This window comes from Pseudarthrobacter sp. R1, from assembly GCF_024494415.1.
GTDB lineage: Bacteria > Actinomycetota > Actinomycetes > Actinomycetales > Micrococcaceae > Arthrobacter.
This window is the reverse complement of sequence record NZ_JAMKFI010000008.1, coordinates 238,167-257,537: the sequence shown is the minus strand read 5'-3', so window position 1 is coordinate 257,537 and position 19,371 is coordinate 238,167. Positions and strand designations below refer to the sequence as shown.

At 64.3% G+C, this 19,371-nt stretch carries 19 protein-coding genes and 2 pseudogenes; 12 read left to right on the top strand and 9 right to left on the bottom strand.

From position 1 onward, the window contains the following. Complete coding sequence (locus M8J71_RS23645; RefSeq protein WP_374114842.1) at positions 1-180, top strand: alkaline phosphatase; 180 nt, start codon at positions 1-3, stop codon at positions 178-180. On the opposite strand, the pseudogene M8J71_RS11975 reads toward M8J71_RS23645, so the two are convergent. The 6 genes and pseudogenes from M8J71_RS11975 to M8J71_RS11955 form a co-directional block, all read right to left on the bottom strand. Next, positions 114-527, bottom strand: a pseudogene (locus M8J71_RS11975) (prolipoprotein diacylglyceryl transferase family protein); the annotation flags it as partial. The gene M8J71_RS23645 and the pseudogene M8J71_RS11975 overlap by 67 nt on opposite strands. Before the next feature lie 44 nt (positions 528-571). After that, the gene (ccsB, locus tag M8J71_RS11970) at positions 572-1,648 is read right to left on the bottom strand and encodes a c-type cytochrome biogenesis protein CcsB (protein ID WP_256248130.1); all 1,077 of its coding nucleotides are present in this window, start codon (positions 1,646-1,648) and stop codon (positions 572-574) included. Then, the gene (gene resB / locus M8J71_RS11965; RefSeq protein ID WP_256248129.1) at positions 1,648-3,309 is read right to left on the bottom strand and encodes a cytochrome c biogenesis protein ResB; all 1,662 of its coding nucleotides are present in this window, start codon (positions 3,307-3,309) and stop codon (positions 1,648-1,650) included. The genes ccsB and resB overlap by 1 nt, the downstream gene beginning before the upstream one ends. Positions 3,310-3,499: 190 nt before the next feature. Then, positions 3,500-3,598, bottom strand: coding sequence for a hypothetical protein (locus M8J71_RS23640; protein ID WP_374114861.1), 99 nt, complete (start codon positions 3,596-3,598; stop codon positions 3,500-3,502). Between the two features lie 14 nt (positions 3,599-3,612). Then, positions 3,613-4,317, bottom strand: a pseudogene (locus tag M8J71_RS11960) (P-type ATPase); the annotation flags it as partial. Continuing rightward, positions 4,314-4,715: an ArsR/SmtB family transcription factor gene (locus M8J71_RS11955; protein WP_256248128.1), complete on the bottom strand. Its 402-nt coding sequence runs from the start codon at positions 4,713-4,715 to the stop codon at positions 4,314-4,316. The gene M8J71_RS11955 and the pseudogene M8J71_RS11960, both read right to left, overlap by 4 nt. A gap of 166 nt (positions 4,716-4,881) precedes the next feature. Between M8J71_RS11955 and M8J71_RS11950 the strand changes: the two genes are divergently transcribed. From M8J71_RS11950 to M8J71_RS11930, 5 genes are all read left to right on the top strand, one after another. Beyond that, positions 4,882-5,631, top strand: a complete 750-nt coding sequence (locus M8J71_RS11950; RefSeq protein ID WP_256248127.1) for a cytochrome c biogenesis CcdA family protein — start codon at positions 4,882-4,884, stop codon at positions 5,629-5,631. A 15-nt stretch (positions 5,632-5,646) separates the two neighbouring features. Continuing rightward, entirely contained in the window at positions 5,647-6,267 is a 621-nt protein-coding gene (locus M8J71_RS11945) for a TlpA family protein disulfide reductase (protein ID WP_256248126.1), read from the top strand. 135 nt (positions 6,268-6,402) lie between these two features. Continuing rightward, positions 6,403-6,798 (top strand): methyltransferase family protein, encoded by a 396-nt coding sequence (locus M8J71_RS11940; RefSeq protein ID WP_256248125.1) that lies wholly within the window; start codon positions 6,403-6,405, stop codon positions 6,796-6,798. Positions 6,799-7,025: 227 nt separating this feature from the next. Then, the gene (locus tag M8J71_RS11935) at positions 7,026-8,531 is read left to right on the top strand and encodes an alkaline phosphatase (RefSeq protein WP_256248124.1); all 1,506 of its coding nucleotides are present in this window, start codon (positions 7,026-7,028) and stop codon (positions 8,529-8,531) included. Positions 8,532-8,596: 65 nt separating this feature from the next. Continuing rightward, complete coding sequence (locus tag M8J71_RS11930; protein WP_256248123.1) at positions 8,597-9,130, top strand: hypothetical protein; 534 nt, start codon at positions 8,597-8,599, stop codon at positions 9,128-9,130. A 269-nt stretch (positions 9,131-9,399) separates the two neighbouring features. On the opposite strand, the gene M8J71_RS11925 is transcribed toward M8J71_RS11930, so the two are convergent. After that, a complete protein-coding gene (locus tag M8J71_RS11925) occupies positions 9,400-10,797 on the bottom strand; it encodes a phenylacetate--CoA ligase family protein (RefSeq protein ID WP_256248983.1) in 1,398 nt (465 codons plus the stop codon). Then, the gene (locus M8J71_RS11920; protein ID WP_256248122.1) at positions 10,797-11,426 is read right to left on the bottom strand and encodes a cation diffusion facilitator family transporter; all 630 of its coding nucleotides are present in this window, start codon (positions 11,424-11,426) and stop codon (positions 10,797-10,799) included. Before M8J71_RS11920 ends, M8J71_RS11925 begins: the two co-directional genes overlap by 1 nt. A 74-nt stretch (positions 11,427-11,500) precedes the next feature. On the opposite strand from M8J71_RS11920, the gene M8J71_RS11915 reads away from it, so the two are divergent. Next, complete coding sequence (locus M8J71_RS11915) at positions 11,501-12,145, top strand: class I SAM-dependent methyltransferase (RefSeq protein ID WP_256248121.1); 645 nt, start codon at positions 11,501-11,503, stop codon at positions 12,143-12,145. Between the two features lie 222 nt (positions 12,146-12,367). Here M8J71_RS11915 and lpdA read toward each other — a convergent pair whose 3' ends face one another. Next, positions 12,368-13,735 (bottom strand): dihydrolipoyl dehydrogenase, encoded by a 1,368-nt coding sequence (gene lpdA / locus M8J71_RS11910; protein WP_256248120.1) that lies wholly within the window; start codon positions 13,733-13,735, stop codon positions 12,368-12,370. A gap of 196 nt (positions 13,736-13,931) precedes the next feature. Between lpdA and M8J71_RS11905 the strand changes: the two genes are divergently transcribed. The 5 genes from M8J71_RS11905 (at position 13,932) to M8J71_RS11885 (ending at position 19,311) form a co-directional block, all read left to right on the top strand. After that, positions 13,932-15,173 carry a cytochrome P450 gene (locus M8J71_RS11905; protein WP_256248119.1) on the top strand — a complete coding sequence of 414 codons (1,242 nt, stop codon included), beginning with the start codon at positions 13,932-13,934 and terminating at the stop codon, positions 15,171-15,173. Between the two features lie 718 nt (positions 15,174-15,891). After that, the gene (locus M8J71_RS11900) at positions 15,892-16,341 is read left to right on the top strand and encodes a hypothetical protein (RefSeq protein ID WP_256248118.1); all 450 of its coding nucleotides are present in this window, start codon (positions 15,892-15,894) and stop codon (positions 16,339-16,341) included. Between the two features lie 152 nt (positions 16,342-16,493). Then, positions 16,494-17,135 (top strand): DUF305 domain-containing protein, encoded by a 642-nt coding sequence (locus M8J71_RS11895; protein ID WP_256248982.1) that lies wholly within the window; start codon positions 16,494-16,496, stop codon positions 17,133-17,135. A 984-nt stretch (positions 17,136-18,119) separates the two neighbouring features. Continuing rightward, positions 18,120-18,323: a hypothetical protein gene (locus M8J71_RS11890; RefSeq protein WP_256248117.1), complete on the top strand. Its 204-nt coding sequence runs from the start codon at positions 18,120-18,122 to the stop codon at positions 18,321-18,323. Positions 18,324-18,897: 574 nt separating this feature from the next. After that, positions 18,898-19,311 (top strand): Hpt domain-containing protein, encoded by a 414-nt coding sequence (locus M8J71_RS11885; protein ID WP_256248116.1) that lies wholly within the window; start codon positions 18,898-18,900, stop codon positions 19,309-19,311. Positions 19,312-19,371: the final 60 nt, after the last annotated feature.

Below are 19,371 nucleotides of genomic sequence, written 5' to 3'. Positions count from 1 at the left end.
ATGGAGTTGGCCAGGCAGGCCGGCTACGGCACCGGCAGTGTCTCGACTTCTGAAGTTACCGACGCATCCCCGGCCGGGCGGGGTCTGGCTCTGAGAGTCTGGAACAGGGCCAGCCCCGATACCAGGAACAGTCCAGCTACCCAAGTATTCATTCTGAGACCCAGCATCGTGTTGGCGTAATCCGAACGCATGAGCTCAAAGCCAAACCGTCCCGCGGTGTAGAAGACGATGTACAGGGCGAAGACAGCCCCTGCACCCAGTGAGAACCTGCGGTCCAGGACAATGAGAAGCGATGCCGCGGCCAGACACCAGAGGGATTCGTATAGGAAAGTCGGCTGGAAGTAGCCAAGAACCTCCGGTATGCCTTCCGGTGTAAGCAGTACTTGGCCGGTGGCAGGGTTCATGGCGTGGATCTGAAGTTTCCAGGGAAGATTTGTCGGGCCTCCGTAGAGTTCATCATTGAACCAGTTGCCCCAGCGGCCCATGCCTTGGGCGATGAGCAGCCCGGGGACCGCCGCGTCGACGAATGCGGTGAAGGGCCCACATTATGAAGATGGCCTGGGTGCTGTGATCAGAGCCCTGAGTATGAGTGCAGTCCGTTGAAGAACTGGTTCACGATGGTGAAGTTGAAGACCACGCAGAGGTAGCCCACGATTGAGAGCCAGGCGGCGCGGGTGCCGGTCCAGCCGCGGGTTGCGCGGGCGTGGAGGTAGCCGGCGTAGACCACCCAGATCACGAAGGTCCAGACTTCTTTGGTGTCCCAGCCCCAGAATCGTCCCCAGGCTTTTTCGGCCCAGATCGCGCCGAAGATGAGTGTGAAGGTCCAGCCGAGGAAGCCGATGGCGTTGAATCGGTAGGAGAGGTTCTCCAGGCTCAACGCTGATGGGACCAGGCGCATGAAGGCAGGCTTGTCCGGTCCGCTGGAAGCCAGCGTTTTTTCGCGGCGCGCCTGGACGAGCTGCAGGGCTGACATCGCGAATGTGAGGGTGAACAGGGCCGAGGAGAGCACGGCGATGGAGACGTGGATGATCAGCCAGTAGCTCTGCAGTGCCGGAACCAGGTGCCCGACGGGGGTCCAGTAGGCTACGGAGGCGGCGACGAGCATGATGATGACCAGGCCGGTGACGAACGTGCCGAGGAAGCGCAGGTCGCGGCGGAGCAGGACCAGCAGGAACACCGCGATGACAGCGAAGGCGCCGGTGGTGAGGAATTCGTACATGTTGCCCCACGGCACGCGTCCCGCACCGAAGGCTCGGGTGATCACGCCCGCGCCGTGGATCACCGCGCCCAGGACGGTCAGGGCCACAGCAACACGGGCAGGAACGCGCTGTTTCACCGCGTAGCGCATGTCGCCGTCGGCAGTGCCGCCCACTGCGGCATTCGACGACGACGGGCGGGCGGCTGCATCAGCCGGGCGGCCGTCATCGGGCGCCGTTGCATTCGACGACACGCCCGCGGCTCCAATGGCTACGGGGACCTTTGCCGCGGCGGCGGCTATTTCTGCGGCTTTTCTGTCCACGGCGTGCAGGGTTTTGCTGCTTTTGGCCAGGTCCCAGGCGAAGGCGATGAACGCCACGGTGTAGGTTCCGGCGGCGAGCAGCATGAACAGTTCGCTGTACTGGCCGAGGGTTTGGTTGATGACGGGCATTAGCGGTCCTTAGCGGTTTCGGCAGGGGCGGTGTCAGGGGCGTGGGAGGTGGCCGGGAGGTGCCATTGCTTGGTGAAGAGTTCGCGCAGGGCTGCTGTTTCCCCGGCCAGGCGGTGGTCTTCACCGCGGGCCAGCAGGCCGTACTCGACCATGGTGCGTCCATCCGGGTGGGTGCCGGTCCGCACCCAGACACGGCGGCGGCTGATGTAGAGCGAGGCTACGAGCCCGGCGACGGCCAGGAGGGAGAACGCCAGGACGCCGCCCTGTCCGGGTGTGGCCCTGATGTCGACACCGATGTAGCGTTTGAGCCCGTCGAAGCTGATGCTGCCCTTGCCCTCGGGCAGGGTGTAGGTCGCGCCGGGGCCAAGGGTGATGCCGCCGCCGGGCAGGTCCCGGCCGTTGAGCTGGGTCAGGTTCTTCACGTCGAGCACGTACACGTTCTGCGGCTGGCCGGTGTCGAGGCCAAGGTCGCCGTAGTAGGAGTGCAGGTTCAGCTCGGGGTTGAGCGGATCGGGGTCGAAGCTGTAGGAGACGCCCTGGTCGTTTTTGATGGCCGAGGGGAGGAAGAAGCCGACAAATCCGAGCTGGTCCGGGCCCGCGTCCGGGACTTTGATCGTGACGGAGGAGGTGAAGACGCCGTCGCTGGGCACGGACACGACTGGTCCGCTGAAGGCGGTCTGGCCGTTGCCGTCCTTGACGGTCACGATGGGTGCGTAGCCGTTGCCGACCAGGAAGATTCCGGTTTCTCCGAAGTACACCGGTTCGTTGACTTTAAGGATCTGCTGCCGGCCCTCGGCTCCGGGTTCCTCTTTGGTGGTGAGGGCAGCGGTGAAGTTGATGGGTTGGCCGAATTGTCTGGTGGATTCCCTGTCGAAGCGCACATCAAACTGGTCCAAGGTGACGGCGAAGGGGTCCAGCGTTGCCGGGTCAAAATTGGTGCCGGGCGTGAAGGCGTCATAGCCAACAAGGGTGTTGACGAACGTCTCGCCCTCGATCAGGATCTTTTGTCCCCGGTAGCCGAACAGCCCGCCGATGCCCACGCAGACAAGGACCCCGATCAGGGAGAGGTGGAAGACCAGATTCCCGGCTTCCTTCAGGAAACCGCGTTCGGCGCCGACTGAGGGCATGGCGCCGTCGGTGTCCCGCACGTCAACCCGGTAGCCGCGCTTTTTCAGGACTGCCGCAGCATCGGTGATGGCTTGGCGGGCGGAGACGCCGGCCGAGGCGGGGACCGCCATCCTTTCGTATTCCGGCAGCCTGGACAGCCGGCGCGGCGTTCGCGGAGGGCGGGAGCGCATGGCCTTGTAGTGCGCCCGTGCCCGGGGAACGACGCAGCCGATCAGGGAGATGAACAGCAGCAGGTAGATCGCGGAGAACCATGCCGAAGCGTACACATCGAACATCTGCAGACTGTCCAGGAACTTACCGGTGTCCGGGTTGTCCTTCAGATACCGGGTGACGGCCGCGGCGTTAACCGGCCGCTGCGGAAACAGGGAACCGGGAACGGCAGCCACCGCCAGTAACAGCAACAACAACAGTGCCGTGCGCATGCTGGTCAGTTGACGCCACACCCAGCGCAGCATGCCCTTGACCCCGAGGGCGGGTTCGGCCACAGGGATGGAGGTCTTGGACGGGCCGGGTTTGGTTTGATGGGCGGTCATAATGCTGCTTTCTGCCGCTGTGGGCTGTTCCGCTTTTTGATCGTTCTTCCCTGGCCTTCCCGCCGAATTCGTGCCCCTCCCCTGATCCTCTGCGCCTTCGCCCTTTCCAAGCCCTGGGCTCCGGGCTGCGGGCCGGCTGGCTGTTGCCGCAGTCCCGGGCGCCGGGCAGGCAGAAGCTGCCGGGACAGCGTCAGAGCCAGAGGCTGATGAGGCGTTGCAGGGATCCGGATCCGATGAGGATGGTCAGGCCCAGCCCGATGAAGACGGCCGGGACGAGCCAGTGTTCAATTTTTTCCAGGGTCTGTGCACGATGCGGGCCAGGGAGTTGTTCTCCGCGGTGCTGGTGACTTCGACTTCCAGCGGCCCGGTGCCGTTGATGGCCCCGGCGTAGACATCGCTGCCGGGACCGGCCTCAACGGGCACGGATTCGCCGGTCAGCGCTGAGGTGTCCAGCGAGGTGCGGCCGGTGATAATCCGGCCGTCGGTGGCCAGCCGTTCGCCCGGGCGGACGATCATCCGGTCCCCGGGAACGAGCTCGGCCGGGTCAACGGTGATCTCCGCCCCGCCGCGCAGGACTGTTGCTTCCGCCGGGACCAGGTCCAGCAGGGCACGCAGGCCGCGCCGGGTTTTGGCCAGCGAGTATTCCTCCAACCCCTCGGAGATTGAGTAGAGGAAGGCGAGCATCGCCGCTTCCTCGTACTCGCCCAGGGCGACGGCGCCGGCGGCGGCGATCGTCATCAGGGTCCCGACGCCGATCTTGCCCTTGGCCAGGCGCCGCAGGGTGGAGGGGACAAACGTCCAGGCCGCGACCAGCAGCGCCCCGATTTCCAGGACCAGGCGCAGCCACTCCGGTCCCCCGGTCAGGGACAGGATCCAGGCGGTCAGGAGCATTACACCCGAGATCGCGGCGGCCCGGATCTCGTTGATCTGCCAGAACCCGACCGCTTCCTCGGCCTCTTCCGCCGCGGTTTCGGGCTTGTCGTCGCTGCAGCCGCAGGCGTCGCTCATCGGGTGTTCTCCTTCGTCAGTTCCATTTTTGTCAGTCCGGCGCCGGTGCTTCCGGCGCCATAGTTTGGGCACAGGCTGACCGCGTTGCCGGTTGCGGCAAGCAGGACTTCGGCCTGGGCAAGCATGTCCATCAATTCCGGACGGGTCAGTGAGTAATAGACGCTGCGGCCCTGTGCGCGGCCTTCGACCAGGCCGCAATCGCGCAGGCACGCCATATGGGCGGACACGGTGGACTGGGCAAGGCCCAGCTCCCCGGCCAGGTCCCCCACCCGAATCTCTCCCCCGGCCATCCGCTTCACCATGCCCAAACGGGTCTCGTCGCTCAGGGAATGAAACAGAGCGGCCGCGGGAGCCAGGTCCCGCCAACCCTCATTCCCAATCACCTCATGAATCGTCATGAAACGATGATAACGCACATCTTTGATGTTACTCCGCTCTTCCCGTAACGTTGAGGCGGCAAGCAAAGCAGGGTACCTGCGTCTTACTTCAGCTCTGGAGGGTGCAGGTGGTTGCCGCTGTGGCGCGGCCACATACCTTCTTCTGGCATGAATCGAGGAAACAGCGTTGAGCATTGGCGGGTATTTCGCCGAGATGGTGCAGTCCGGGGCGCTGCTGGTTGCTATGCCGCTGGCAGTCACTGCCGGCACAGTCTCCTTCATCTCCCCATGCATTCTGCCGCTGGTGCCCGGGTACCTGGGCTACGTCTCGGGATTGACTGATCCCACCCGGCCGGACAACAGGCGGCGGCTCCTCACCGGCGTCGGGTTATTCATCCTTGGTTTCGCCGCTGTCTTTACTCTGTACGGGGCAGCGTTCGGTGTGATCGGAGGGTGGCTGCTGCAGTGGCAGGACATGCTGATCCGGGTCCTGGGCGTCTTCGTGGTGTTCATGGGACTGGTGCTGGTCGGTGGCTTTTCCTTCCTGCAAACCACCCGAAAGCTTTCGTTCAGGCCCCGGGCAGGCGCCGCCGGAGCCCCCGTGCTGGGGGTCGTGTTCGGCCTCGGCTGGACCCCCTGCATGGGTCCGACGCTGAGCGCGGTCCTGGCGCTGAGCACCACCACCGGGGATCCGTGGCGCGGGGCGCTGCTGGGATTCCTGTACTGCCTGGGACTCGGGATCCCCTTCGTCCTGGTCGCCGTGGGCCTGAACTGGGTTACGAAAACCCTGGGGTTCATCCGCCGGCACATCCGCGCCTTCAACATCATCGGCGGTTCCCTGCTGGTCCTGGTCGGCATCCTGATGGTCTCAGGGATCTGGATGCTCTGGATCTACCAGCTGCAGAATCTCGCCGCCACGATCACCACCCCCGTCTGACGGAAGAAGTCAAAGATGACCAATCACCAACCCGTACCTGTTCCTCCCCTGCCGGGGCGGCGCGCCCTGCTGCTGGGTGCAGCGTCCGCGGCGCTGCTGCTGGCCGGCTGTTCCGCCCCCGATACCCTGGCAGACCAGGCCAAGGCCGGGGACAACAAAAACTACATCGCCGGGGACGGGTCCGTTTCCGAATACGCCCCCGGAACCCGCACTGCCGCGGTGGCGATGACCGGTGTGCTTTACGACGGCACAACGGTGGATTCTGCCCAGTGGCAGGGCAACGTCACGGTCTTGAACGTCTGGTATGCCGCCTGCGCGCCGTGCCGCAAGGAAGCACCGGATCTGGAAGCCCTGCATCAGGAATTCAAGAACGACGGCGTCCGGTTTTACGGCATCAACGTCCGTGACACCGCCGCGACCGCCGCAGCGTTCGAACGCACGTTCGGCACTACCTACCCCAGCTTCAACGACTCAGACGGCGAAATTCTCCTGGCCCTGGCCGACCACGTGCCCCCACGGGCGGTGCCAACAACCCTCGTCCTGGACAAGGACGGCAAAGTCGCCGCCCGGGTCCTGGGTCTGGCCGAGAAAAGTACCCTCAAAGCCCTGATCAGCACCGCGCTTAGCGAGCCCTGAGAAGGCACTGGGACAAGTCCGCGGCAGGCACGGACCCCAGAGCGCCTTCCGGGCAACGGTTGCTCCCCGTGGCTGCATGCCCCACCACACCTGGCTACCTTGGGTCCAGGACTGCAAAGCACGGGCCGACCGGGAGTGACGGGTGATGGCGTCGCCGCCTTGGCCGTCGCGGTATGTGGCGTTCTTGTGACGTTCGGCGCCCAAATGTCGCTTGGAGCCTCATGGCGGATCGGGGTCGACGAGACTGAACGCACCGCGCTGGTGACCACCGGCCCGTACTGGCTGGTGCGCAACCCCGTCTTCACCTCCGCGGCCGCGGCGTTTTTGGGGCTGGCACTGATGGTGCCCAACGCCGTCGCGGTCGTGGGCCTGGTCCTGTCACTCACCGGAATCCAGATCCAGGTACGCCTGGTGGAAGAACCTTACCTGCGCCGCGTGCACGGCGCCGCCTATACCGGTTATGCCTCCCGGACCGGCCGCTTCCTGCCCCGCCTCGGCCGCCTGCGGACAGGCCCCGCGCCCCGGAGCTGAAGCGTGACGGGGCAGGGAGTTCAAACCTGTGCCCTGAAGCCGGTTCCCCCCGCCGGCAATCAGGGCCGGCAGGCTGGCTTGGCCTGGGGGAGCCTGTTTACTGACTGTTTACCGTTACGGCATCTGCAGGACGACCAGAGACAGCCTGGGTGTCGCGGGCGGTCCCTAGGATCTGTGTGGCGTCATCGAACGCCGACCACCGATTCGTACCCCTTTGGAGACACCCGATGCGACGCACTCTTCCCCTGTTTGGCTCCGCCGGCGCCCTTGTGGCCGCTGCCGTGGCCGTCACGGCGCTGGCCGGGCCTGCCGGGCCTGCCATGGCTGCCCCGGACGGCAATAACGGCCGGACCAAGAATGTTATCTACCTGCTCGGTGACGGCCTGGGCCGCACCCACGTCACCGCCGCCCGGGAACGCTTCTACGGAGCCGAAGGCAAGCTGGCCATGGAGACCCTCCCGGCACAGGGCTACGTCAGCACCTATGCGGTGGAGAAGAAGTCCGGCCAGCCCGGCGAACCGGACTTTAAGCCCAACCTGGTCACCGACTCCGCTTCCGCCGCCACCGCCTGGGCCTCGGGGGTGAAGACCTACAACGCCGCCCTGGGCGTGGACGCCAAGGGCACGGTGGTGCCGACCGCGATGGAACTGGCCAAACAGGCCGGGTACCGCACCGGGAACGTCTCGACCTCCGAAATCACCGATGCGACCCCGGCGGGTCAGATGAGCCACGTCCTGGCCCGCGGCTGCCAGGGCCCGGTCTATTCCGCCTCGGCATGCCAGGACACGGCCGTGACCGGCGAGGCGCTGCCGACCAGTGACGTCAGGGTCACCCCGGTCGCTGACCAGATCGCACGCAACGGCACCGCCGACGTCATTTTCGGCGGCGGACTGGGACGCTTTGACGCCGCTGACGAAACCGCCTTGAAAGAACAGGGCTACTCGGTCCTGGGGTCGGCGGCAAGCCAGATTCCTGCAACCCGCACCGATCTGAACGCAGCCTCCGGGGACAAGGTCTTCGGCCTGTTCAACAAGGGCAACCTCACCGTGGAAAAGGCCAAGCAGGACAACCCCTCCGCACCCCAGGCACAGGAACCTTCCCTGCCGGAAATGACCAAAAAGGCCATTGAACTGCTGGAGAGCAAAAAGGGCGCCAACGGCAACGGTTTCTACCTCCAGGTCGAAGGGGCCCTGATCGATAAGCGCTCCCACGCCAACGATGCAGCCCAGGCCCTCGAGGAGGTCAAGGCCTTTGATGATGCGGTGGCCGCCGCCCTGGACTTCGCTAAAAAGGACGGCAACACCCTGGTGATCGTGACAGCCGACCACGAAACTGCAGGCATGAACATCATCGAGAAGGGCTCCTTCACCAACCCCGAAGCAGCAGCACCTCCGGGCAACGTCGACAGCGGGAACACCGCCAACAACTCCACCCCTTCACGGCCCAGTGGAAGCACCAAGGACCCGGCCCGCTCCACCGGCATCATCAACGGCGCCGGAGCGTCCGACCCGCGCAACTTCGGTCCGGCCACCTTCCGCACCCCTAATGACCCGGCCGATGTCAAGGACGGCTCCAAGGAAGCCAGCCTGTGGCTGGCCTACCTCTCCGGCAACCACACGGGCGCCGACGTTCCCGTCTACGCCTACGGTTCAGGATCTGAAAAGCTCCAGGGCAGCGTGGACAACACGGACCTGTTCGACATCGTCGGCAACGCCCTGCGCGTCCTGCGCTAACCTGACCAGTACATCCAAGGGGTCCGGGAAGATTTCCCGGACCCCTTGAAACGGAAAGTACGACCATGCACCGACGCCGAATCATTGTCCCCGCCGCGCTGCTCATCACGGCTTTGGCGTTGACAGGCTTCCTTGTCACGACAAAGCAGCAGCCCTCCGCGCCGGTCACTACCGGCCAGGGTCCGGCATCAGCGGCGGCCAAAACTTCATTCCAGGGTCTCCCGGCTCCAGCCGGCGAGCCGGACCTGCCGGCATTGCACGCCCCAGGGCCGGGCAAAGGTAAGGCACTGCAGGTCCCCGGACCATTCGATGACAGGTTCGTACTGGAAGGATTGGCCTTCAACGGTTCCGCCGTCAGCGGAACCGTCAGGGTAACCGGCACCACGAGCGAACTTCTGGACCTTCAGGTTCTGGCCGGTTTCTATGATGACAAGGGCAGCCTGCTCGGCACAGCACGCTTCGACCACCACCTGGCAACCGAAGAACCGAACTCCGGCACTCCGGCGGAACCAATGGAGTTCGCCATCGACGTCCCGGACCAATACCAGGACGCGGCAGTCTCAGCAGCGGTCGGCGTGCCTGTTTTCGTCACCGAATAAACCATCCACACGGAAGGCCGTCGCCTTCCACCGGAAAACCATCGGCAAGGAACTTCCTCGACTCCGCCACGGTGGAACTGCTGAACTGCTCGGGCCGGTCGCCGCCGTCAGCAACGTCGTCGTCTTCACTGCCCTATCCCAGACGCGCGATCCGATTGCTTGCCGCCGGACGTAACCTCCAAACGAAGCCCTCCCACGCAACCCGTCCAGGATGCGGCACGTCACCATCGGGCCTGCTTTGGAGGATCATCTCCGGGCGGGGAGAATCCTTATGTTCCAGGCTTTGGCCCCGCATCGGGAGGCGATGCGGTATAGGGGATGACTGTGCGGTACTTTCCCCCTGGTGTCTGCAGCGGCAATTCGTCTGCTCGAGCGAGGGTGACGTGGGCGAGGTGGTGGCCGATGAGCAGCTTCCCGATCTCGGTGCGTGCGGCTTGCCAAATGTGTTCGGCATCGGCGCCAGCCTTCATGTGCAGGCGGAGCCGGAGTTCGGTGGGGGATGCTTGCACCACTTGGAACAGCTCGATCCCCGGGACATGGTCAAGCAGACTGCTGATAGTGAGTGGGGTAATGCTAACGGGTTCCCCGTCCTGGGCGGGGAAGGTCAGCAGGTCCGCCGTGCGGCCGTGGACGCGGATGGCCGGCAGCGGGTCCCCGCAGGGGCAAGGATCAGCCCGGACCAGCACAGAATCGCCGAGGTCGTACCGCAGGATCGGCTGTACGCGGTTGGCCAGGTTTGTCAGCAAGGTGGTGTGGGATTGCTGGCCGGGCGGGACTGGCTGGTGGTGGGTGTCGACGGGTTCGAGGAGTACCCAATCGCTGTTCACGTGCAGCCAGTTCTCACGGCAGCTGTAGGTGAGGAACGGACATTCGGTGGCGGCGTAGCTTTGCCGGACAGTGGCTCCGAACGCGACGGCAATACGGTCATACTCGGTTACCGGCAGGCCTTCGGCGGCCAGGACGACCAGAATGGGGTCGATGCGCAGCCGTCCTGCCTGCTGCTCGCTTGCAAGCAGCGCGCCGGTGCCTGCATAGGAGGCAAGAATGGCCGGCCGGAAGATGTTGAGCCGGGTCACCAGCTCCGGCAATGGCAGCTGGACAGGCAACACGCCGATGAGGCGCCGGCGGAACCTGTTTTTACGCAACCCGGCCGCGGCCACCGCTGAGGCGAAGTGTCCGCCGGTTGCATTGACCATGGCGATACGCCCGCCGTGCGCGGCGATCCTTAGGAAGTCTGCCGGAGCGAGCCATGCACCAAGCATCCGTGTGCTCAGCGCGGTGGTCACGGCCAGGGAGTGCTGGTCAAGCAGGAACAGACCGCGGGTTCCGGTGGTGCCCGATGTTGTCAGCGCTGTGTATTGACCGAGAAACTTCTCGCCGACCCGGGCAGGGTCATCGACGAACGACTGGACCTGGGCGAGGCTGATGTTGGGATCGGTCACCCAGTCGTCGAACCGCGCCATCAGCGTTTTCTTGGTGACGACCGGCAGCAGGGCAGCGTCGCTCACCCGCTCGGGCAACACGTGATAAAGCTCGCGGTAGTAGGCAGAATGGTTGCGCGCGTACGTGACGATGCCGGCGAGCCGGTCCCTTTGTCTGCGCAGCAGAATTTCCTCACCCTGTTTGTGCACGCGGCGCGCGTCCAGCATCAGCCCAAGAACGTTCATCACGACCCACCGGGATGTTCAGCGTGGTGCTCGCCGGCTTCTTTCCATGCCTCATGGCCGGACCACGCGGCGAACCCCGCGACGACGAGGGCGGCAACCGGGTCGGCCCACCACCACCCGAGGACAGTGTTCAGTCCCAGTCCGGCGAGAAGGGAAATGGACAGGTAGTTCGACATCCAGGTTTCGGTTGATTGCGCCACCAGCACAGGGTTTCCCAGTGCCTGCCCGGTGCGGCGCTGGGCCAAGGCAACCGGGACCATAACGATCAGCGCGGCAACGTTGAGCATGATGCCGACCAGTGATTCCCCTGCCTTGTCCTGGGTGATCAGGTCCCGCACGGCCTCGAACACGACGTAGGCGGCGAGTGCGTAAAACGTGAGGGCGATCATTCGCAGGGCCGGTCGCAGACGTGAGGCGCTACCGGCGCGCAGTTGCCAGATCACCACCGAGGCGGCGAAGACCTCGATCGCGGAGTCGATGCCGAATCCGATTAGCGCGGTGGAGTTGGCTATTAGCCCTGCGGTGATCGCGACGGCACCCTCAATGAGGTCCCACACCACAATGAACCAGGCCAAAGTCAGGCCGCGGCGGGTGAGCCTGTCCCTCTCCACCCCAGTCATCATCGACATAACGCGATGATAGCGCGTTCAGTACTGATATGGTGACCGAGATTGCAAGTACTTGAACGAGGGGTACCGGGTTTATGTTGATGAACAGGATCGAAACTGCGCTGGTGACCTCGCCGCCTCGGCGGTGGTTGCAGCATTACGAGGTGCACCTGCTGACCCGGCTGGGCGGACGTACGCCAGGAGCGCGGGTTGCGGAGATAGGCTGCGGCTCCGGCTACGGTACCAAGCTGATCCTCGATAAGTTCGGCGCCGCCGGCGTCGACGCGGTCGACCTTGACCCGGCAATGATCACCCGCGCTGACAGGCGGCTGCAGCGCTATAGCGGCCGGGTCCGGCTGGCCCAGGGCAGTGCGACGGATCTGAGGGCGGCTTTCTCCACGTTCGGCGGCGGCACTGATGCAAGTTACGACGCAGTGTTCGATTTCGCCATCATCCACCACATCCCTGACTGGCGCGGGGCGCTGGCCGAGGTCGCCCGTGTACTCACCCCGGGCGGGCGTTTCTTCTTCGACGAGGTCACCGCCGCCGCACTCGCCCGCCCGTCCTACCGGCGGCTTTTCGATCACCCCGGCAAGGACCGGTTCACCGCCGGGGAATTCCTCGCCGAACTGCCCCGCCACGGCCTTCAGGTGGGCGACCGCTGGGCTACCCGCGTGGGCGGGGACTACCTGCTCGGAGTAGCCACCAAGTCCGGCCGGACCGAGAAGGAAACCACCTAAAAGCCCGCCATAGCCCGTCTCTTCAGTGCTTTCCCCCGGGGGGACGAGGCAAAGCGGCCCGCTTGGACGTATCCGTGGCCCGGCGGGGTGCCTCCCGCGGAATGCGCTTTGCCACCTGCCCCGGGAAGGTGCCATGGTGCTGCCTGCCGGGAACCGACGAGTGTTTATCGGAGCCACTGCGCGTGGTGGCGCAGCGGCCGCCCCCCGTTCCTTCCTGCCGGGTCAATCGTGGGTGTGCAGGGGTTTTCCGGCCAGGGCCAGGGCAGCTTCACCGATCGCGTCGTTCTGGGTGGGGTGGGCGTGAATGAGGCGGGCGACGTCTTCGGGGTAGGCGTCCCAGTTGACCATGAGCTGGCCCTCGCCAATCAGTTCACTGACCCGGGCACCGATCATGTGCACACCGACGATGGGCCCGTCCTTTTGCCGGACCATTTTGATAAATCCCGCGGTTTCAAGCATCTGGCTCTTGGCGTTCCCGGCCAGGTTGTATTCGGTGGTTTCGACTCCATCTGTGCCGAATTGCTCCCGGGCCTGGGCCTCGGTCAGGCCCACGGACCCGATTTGCGGTTCGGAATAGGTCACGCGCGGGATCCCGGATTCCACGATGGGCGCCGGCTTCAGTCCGGCGATTTCCTCGGCAACGAAGATGCCATGCTGGAAACCGCGGTGGGCCAGCTGAAGCCCGGGGACAATGTCCCCAATGGCGTAGATGTTGCCCACGCCGGTGTGCAAGCGGTCGTTAGTCAGGACGAACCCCCGCTCCATGGGGATGCCATTTTCCTCGTACCCGAGATTCGCCGTCGCCGGGCCGCGGCCTACTGCTACGAGCAGCAGGTCAGCTTCGAGCGTCTTGCCGTCCCGGGTAGTGACAGTGACGCCATCCTCGTTCTGCGTCACGCCGGCGAACATGGTGTTCGTGTGATAGGCGATATTGCGGGCCCGGAAGGCGCGTTCGAGCCCCTTGGACACGATCTCCTCTTCGCCGGGCACCAGCCGGGGCAGCGCCTCAATGATGGTGACCTTCGCCCCGAAGGAGCTCCACACCGAGGCAAATTCCACCCCAATCACTCCCCCGCCGAGAATGATGGCGCTTTTGGGCACGAAGTCCAGCTCCAGGGCATGCTCGGACGTGATGACCCGCCCGCCGATGTCCAGCCCGGGGAGGGACCTGGGGTAGGAACCGGAGGCCAGGACAATGTTGTTGCCCCGGTAACGCGTGCCGCCCACCTCGACGGTATCCGACTCAACAAGCCTGCCCCAGCCGCTAACAAGTTCGACGCCGCTGGAGGCAACCAGCCCCTGAAGACCCTTGTACAGGCGGGAGACCACACGTTCTTTGAACGCGTTCACACCGGACATCTCAACACCTTCAAAGGTGCCGGCCACCCCGACCGACTTGCTGCCACGGATTGCGTCGGCCACCTCCGCGGAATGAAGCAAAGCCTTAGTGGGGATACACCCGCGGTGCAGGCACGTGCCGCCAAGCTTGTCGCCCTCAACAAGGGCCACCTTCATCCCCAACCTGGCACCGCGCAGAGCTGCCGCGTAGCCGGCGCTGCCGCCTCCGAGGACAACAAGGTCATAGCTCATTGATCTTCCCTTTCCACCAAACGGACTGGTCAGCGTGTGTTTGTATCGTACGCGGACGATGCCGGCTCCGTCCGGGTACCGGCGCGAAAAGAACAATGCCCCGAAACGCCAACCAAGGGACAAGGGCTTCCTGCCCGGAAGCCGCTGGCCTAGACTCAGGAAAACACGGCCTGGCCTGCACAACGGGGAGACATGAGTGACTGCACGATTGCCTGACAGCTCGCTGGCCCTGCTGCGCGAGGGCTACACCTTCATCTCCGCCCGCTGCGACGAAGCCGGCACAGACCTCATTCAGACCCGCCTGATGCTCCGCCCCGTCGTCTGCATCAGGGGAGCAGCGGCGGCGGAATTCTTCTACGGCGGAGGCAAGTTCAGCCGTACAGGGGCTCTCCCGCGGTCGGTCAAGCACCTGCTGCAGGACGCCGGCAGCGTCCAGACTCTTGAAGGGGACGCGCACCACCGCCGCAAGCAACTCTTCCTGGACCTGGGCAGCCGCGGATCGGCCGAACGCCTGGCGGACTATTTCGACGCTGAATGGCACGACCCGGATCACGGGCTGCCGTCCGGGCGGCGGTTCAACCTTCACATTGAAATCCGCCGGATCCTTACCGCGGCCGCCTGCCGGTGGGCCGGTCTTCCCGCAGACCCGCCCACGATCCGCAGACGCAGCAGGGAACTGGGCCTGATGATCGATCAGGCCGGCTCGTTCGGGCCGGTGAACTGGTACGCCCGCTGGCGGCGCCGTTCCACGGAGAAGTGGGCCGCGAACGCCATCCTTGCGGCCCGCTTGGCCTCGCCGGTCAAGGCACCGGCAACCCCGGTGGAGGCCATCGCCTTCCACCGCGACAACACCGGCAAGGAACTGCCCCCCGACACCGCCGCGGTGGAACTGCTGAACCTGCTCCGCCCGGTAGTGGCCGTCAGCAACTTCATCGTCTTCGCCGCCCTCGCCCTCACCCAGCACCCCGAATGGAAAAACAAACTCGCCAACGGGGACGAGGACGACCTGCACTGTTTCGCCCAGGAAGTGCGCCGCTACTACCCGTTCTTCCCCTTCGTCGGCGGCACCGCCACCGCGGACCTGGAATGGGCCGGGCACACCTTCAAGCCCGGGGACTGGGTCCTCCTTGACCTGTACGGAACTAACCACGACCCACGAACCTGGCCAAACCCGGAAAGCTTCGACCCCGCACGCTTCCGCACCTGGCAGCCCAACCCCAACACCCTGATCCCACAAGGGGCAGGCGACAAGGAAACAGGCCACCGGTGCCCAGGGGAAGACATCACGGTGGAACTGATCAAACGCGCCATCCGCGCCCTTGCGGACACACCCGCCCTGCAGGTACCCGCACAGGACCTCAGCTTCAACCTCTCCAGCATGCCCGCCCTACCCAAAAGCGGATTCATCCTCGGGCCCGGCCATGCCGGCCGCCGCTGACAGAGCACAACGAACCAAACAGAGAACAGCCGGGAACGACTAATCCGGGCAGGTGATTCAGATATGAAACACCTGCCGCACCAGAACAGCCAAAGTATTGCCGCCGGTGCAATCCCGTTTTCTCCCATACGAGGGATTCCCTGGCTTCGGTACGAGCGGTGGAATGGTTGGAGCGGCATCAGATTGGGTTGTATCTGGGGCTCGATCGGACGAATGCGCGTCAAGGGTTGAAATAAGGCGTTTGCGCGGCGCTTGTGACCACCGGAAGGTTCTAGACCCCTTAGTCACCGTCGCTGTTCGCTGAGTCGATAAGTTTGGACAACGCCCTTGCCTCAGTGGGCATCAGGAAGAATTCAACCGGTTTGATCCTGCCTTTGCCGAAAACGAAGGCGGATCCAGGGTTCGTGCAACGGAGCACTGAGCAATTAATCATGCTTTGGGAGATACCCATGAATGTGGAGGAAAACCTGCGACACGTCCATGAGACTTCAATAGCTCCAAGCTCCGACGGGGACAGGAGTCCCAGTCATTCCCCGGTGTCCTCGCTGTCCCCCTGGCAGCCGGTGTCCTGGCCTTCGCCGAGGTCGTGCTGTCCCCGGCAGCCGGTGCCGTGCTGATGTCCACCTCCACGTTAGACAAGAAGCTGTGACCGGGCAGGAGTACCCCTGCCGGTAGGCTTAAGGATCTGTACAACCTGCACGGAAGGGAGGAAAATGTTGTGAGCTTACCATCTTTTGGTCCCTTCAGCGCGTTCTTCCTGCGTGCAGGCTTCCTGACGGCGGCCCTGGCGATCATTGCCGGGATCTTCGGCATGCACATCATGACCGGGGTGCTCCCCATGTCGGCACCAGCGGCCCAGTCAACCGTGCACCTGGAAAGCCTTCCCGCCGGCCACTCCCATCCACCGGGGGCGTCCACGGATGGGGCGGTAGTTGCCCAAGCAGCGGCTGGTTCGTCTTCCTGTGCCCCTGCAGGCTCCTGCCACGAGATGTCTGCCGGGGGCAATGCGTGCGTGCTGTCCCCCGGAAACACCTCGCTTTCGGCCCCTGCGCCGGGAACAGCACCCGATGCCTTGCCGGTCTTCGGTGCGGCAGCTGCAGCCAGTACCCACTATTCCTACTCACCGGCCAGCCCCTCTCCCGGTGACCTCTGTATCAGCCGGACGTAAACCGGCACGACGCGCCGTGTCCTGCCCGGCGCAGCTTCGAGCTACCTCGGCACGCAGAAAAACAAGCCGCCCCCGCTCGGGGGCCGTCACTGCATGCAATCCAAAAAGGCGCTACACGCCGCTGATAATTTTGAGGACCCTGATTTTTCATGATGAAGAAGACCCTGACCATTACCGCTGCCGCGATCGCAGCAACAATCGCCCTCGCCGGCTGCGCCGCCGGCACAGAAGCCGGAAGTCCGGCGACCAGCAGCATGCCCGGCATGAACCACAGCGGCTCGACGATGCCCTCGGGTTCAGCGTCGGCAACCTCGGCGGCAGCTTCGGCTGAGTTCAACGACGCGGACGCCATGTTCGCGCAGATGATGATCCCGCACCACACGCAGGCCGTGACGATGAGCGAGACCATGCTCAAAAAGGAAGGCATTCCCACCGCCGTGACGGACCTGGCCACCAAGATCAAGGCCGCGCAGGGACCGGAAATCGAGAAGATGACCGGCTGGCTTGAAAGCTGGGGACAACCCACCACGATGCCCGCCACCATGCCTTCCGGGCACAGCATGTCCGGGATGATGCGCGAGGAGGACATGGCCAAACTCGAGGCCGCACAGGGCACCGAGGCAGCAAAACTGTTCCTGACCCAGATGATCACCCACCATGAAGGCGCGGTGATGATGGCCAGGACCGAAACCACCGACGGAAAGAACGCTGACGCGGTCCAGCTCAGCAAGGACATTGTCAGCGACCAGGAAGCCGAAATCCAGGAAATGAAGGACCTCCTGGCCAACCTCTAGCCAGCATGTCACCCGGCACCGGCCCTCCCCCCGGGCCGGTGCCTCCCCCAAACCCATTTCCCGGGCCACCCTGGAGTTCCCGTGCCCCTGCACCTTATAAAGCGACGCCGTCCCGCCGCTGGAGTCACCGCGGCCGCCGCCCTCCTGCTGCCCCTGTCCGCCTGTGCCTCCGGCACAACAACCAGCACCGCATCTACTGCTGCCGCGGCCGGCCTGCCCAGCTCCCCACGTCCACGGCCTGAGCGTACACCGCGAAACCGATCAGGTCCTGCTTGCTACCCATGACGGCCTGTTCGACCTCACCAAGTCCCCCGGCACCAAGATCGGTGACACCAACGACTTGATGGGCTTCACGGCAGCAGCTGACCCGGGCGTGTTCTATGCTTCCGGACACCCTGGCCCCGGCTCGAACCTGCCCAACCCCTGGGCGCTTTCAATACATATTGTTTTACAAAATCAAGCGAAGGATCACGATGACGAACCACGGCTCCAACCCTGACCACGTCCCCCTGACCGCCAGGAGACCCCGCGGCAGAAGACACCGCTGTGGGTGAAGGGATTTCTGGTCGCTGCTGCTGTGCTGGTGGTGGCCTTTGCGGTCATACACCTCAGCGGCGGAACGGTCATAAACCACACGCCATGAAAGTCATGCCCCCCGGCATTACGCAAGGCGCCCCCGACCGTCCACATCATCTCCTCGGTAGGATGGCTCGGCGCCATCGCCGCGTTCCTGGTCCTGACCATCACAGGCCTAAGGTCCGCCGATGCGCAGCTTGTCCGCGCCGTGTATGTGGCCATGAACCTGGTTGGCTGGGCGATCCTCTTCCCCTTAAGCCTGGCCTCCCTGAGCTCCGGAATCGTCGAAGGCCTTGGCACCGTCTGGAGACTGTTCCGGCACTACTGGATCCTGTTCAAACTCATCATCACCGCCCTGGCCACGGCCCTGCTGCTGGTGCACCTGCAACCGGTCACCGCGATGGCCGAATGGCCCTGGCCACAGACCTTGGCGCCTCGGACATCAACGAGATGAGGATCCAGCTCGTCGCCGATGCCGGCGCGGCGATACTGGCGCTGCTGGTCACAAGTGTCCTGTCTGTCTATAAACCCCGCGGCCTGACCCGTCACGGACAGAAAGTCCTGGACAGGCAGCAGGCCCAGATCAGGTCGGCCCAGGGCGCCAACACCTAGCCAGGGGATGGTCCGCTACTTGGGGCTGTTCCGCGCCGATGGGCAGCAGAAATTTCGGCGAAGATTGCGGGAACCTTGAGGAACTCTTGCCCCTATCTGCCGGGGTCCTTGAGGCAAGGACGGCAAAGTATTCCGTGGAAGGCTTGAAGCGCAACAAAGTTGCAGCTGGGACTGGGACCAGTAATGCCAAGGCCTTTGTTGGGGGAAACAGAGTCTCAGGGCTTGGCGGTGTCGAGAAGCCGGCACCGCCAAGCAGAGCCCCTCCCCATGCTGTGCAGGTTGTTTGTACCGGCTGAAGCGCCTGAAGTGTCTACTTCTAAAAAAGTGAGTACCCACTACTCGTGTGCTTCCTCCCCCTGCCCCGTAACGTCCTAAAAAAGTGTCTGCGACGACACTCGCTTCAGTGGTTCGGCTGTCAGGGGCAGGCTTATGGGGACTAAACCCGGAGTGCGGAAAACGCACCATCAGACCGGGGTCAATGACGGAGGCGGCGGTACAGCGTGGTTCCGCAAAGAGTCATTGGCCCCCATGACGTCCTTGCCCGCGTGATGATTTCCGTGCCGGGACGACAGCGATGACGCAGTACGAGGGCCATACCCTGCCACTCCTGGACAGTTCAGTTCTGGACAGGTTGCGTGCCGAGCTGGACGACGACGAAGGCGTCTGGAGTGTCTTTGTCCAGGACTTCGTGGCCCACCTGCCCGCCAGGACGGAAAAGCTCCGCCTGGCTCTCACCACCGCCGATCTTGTCGGCGCCAGGAACGCAGTCCTCAGTCTCAAGACCTCCAGCCAGATGGTGGGTGCGGAAAACCTCGCCGGCCTTGCGCTTGATGTGGAGCATTCCCTGCGTTCGGCTGCCCGCGACGACGACCCCGAGGTTGCCCTGCCCCGGCTCGCGGCAGCCTACCTCATGCGCATCAGGCAATCCGCGGATCAGACTGCCTATCTCCTGGAGAGGCTTCTTCATCAACGACGGGCCGGCGCATGACTCATCGGTTCAGCTCATCCCCAACGTGCGGTGGGTTTCGCCCCGTTCTCTTCCGGGGAA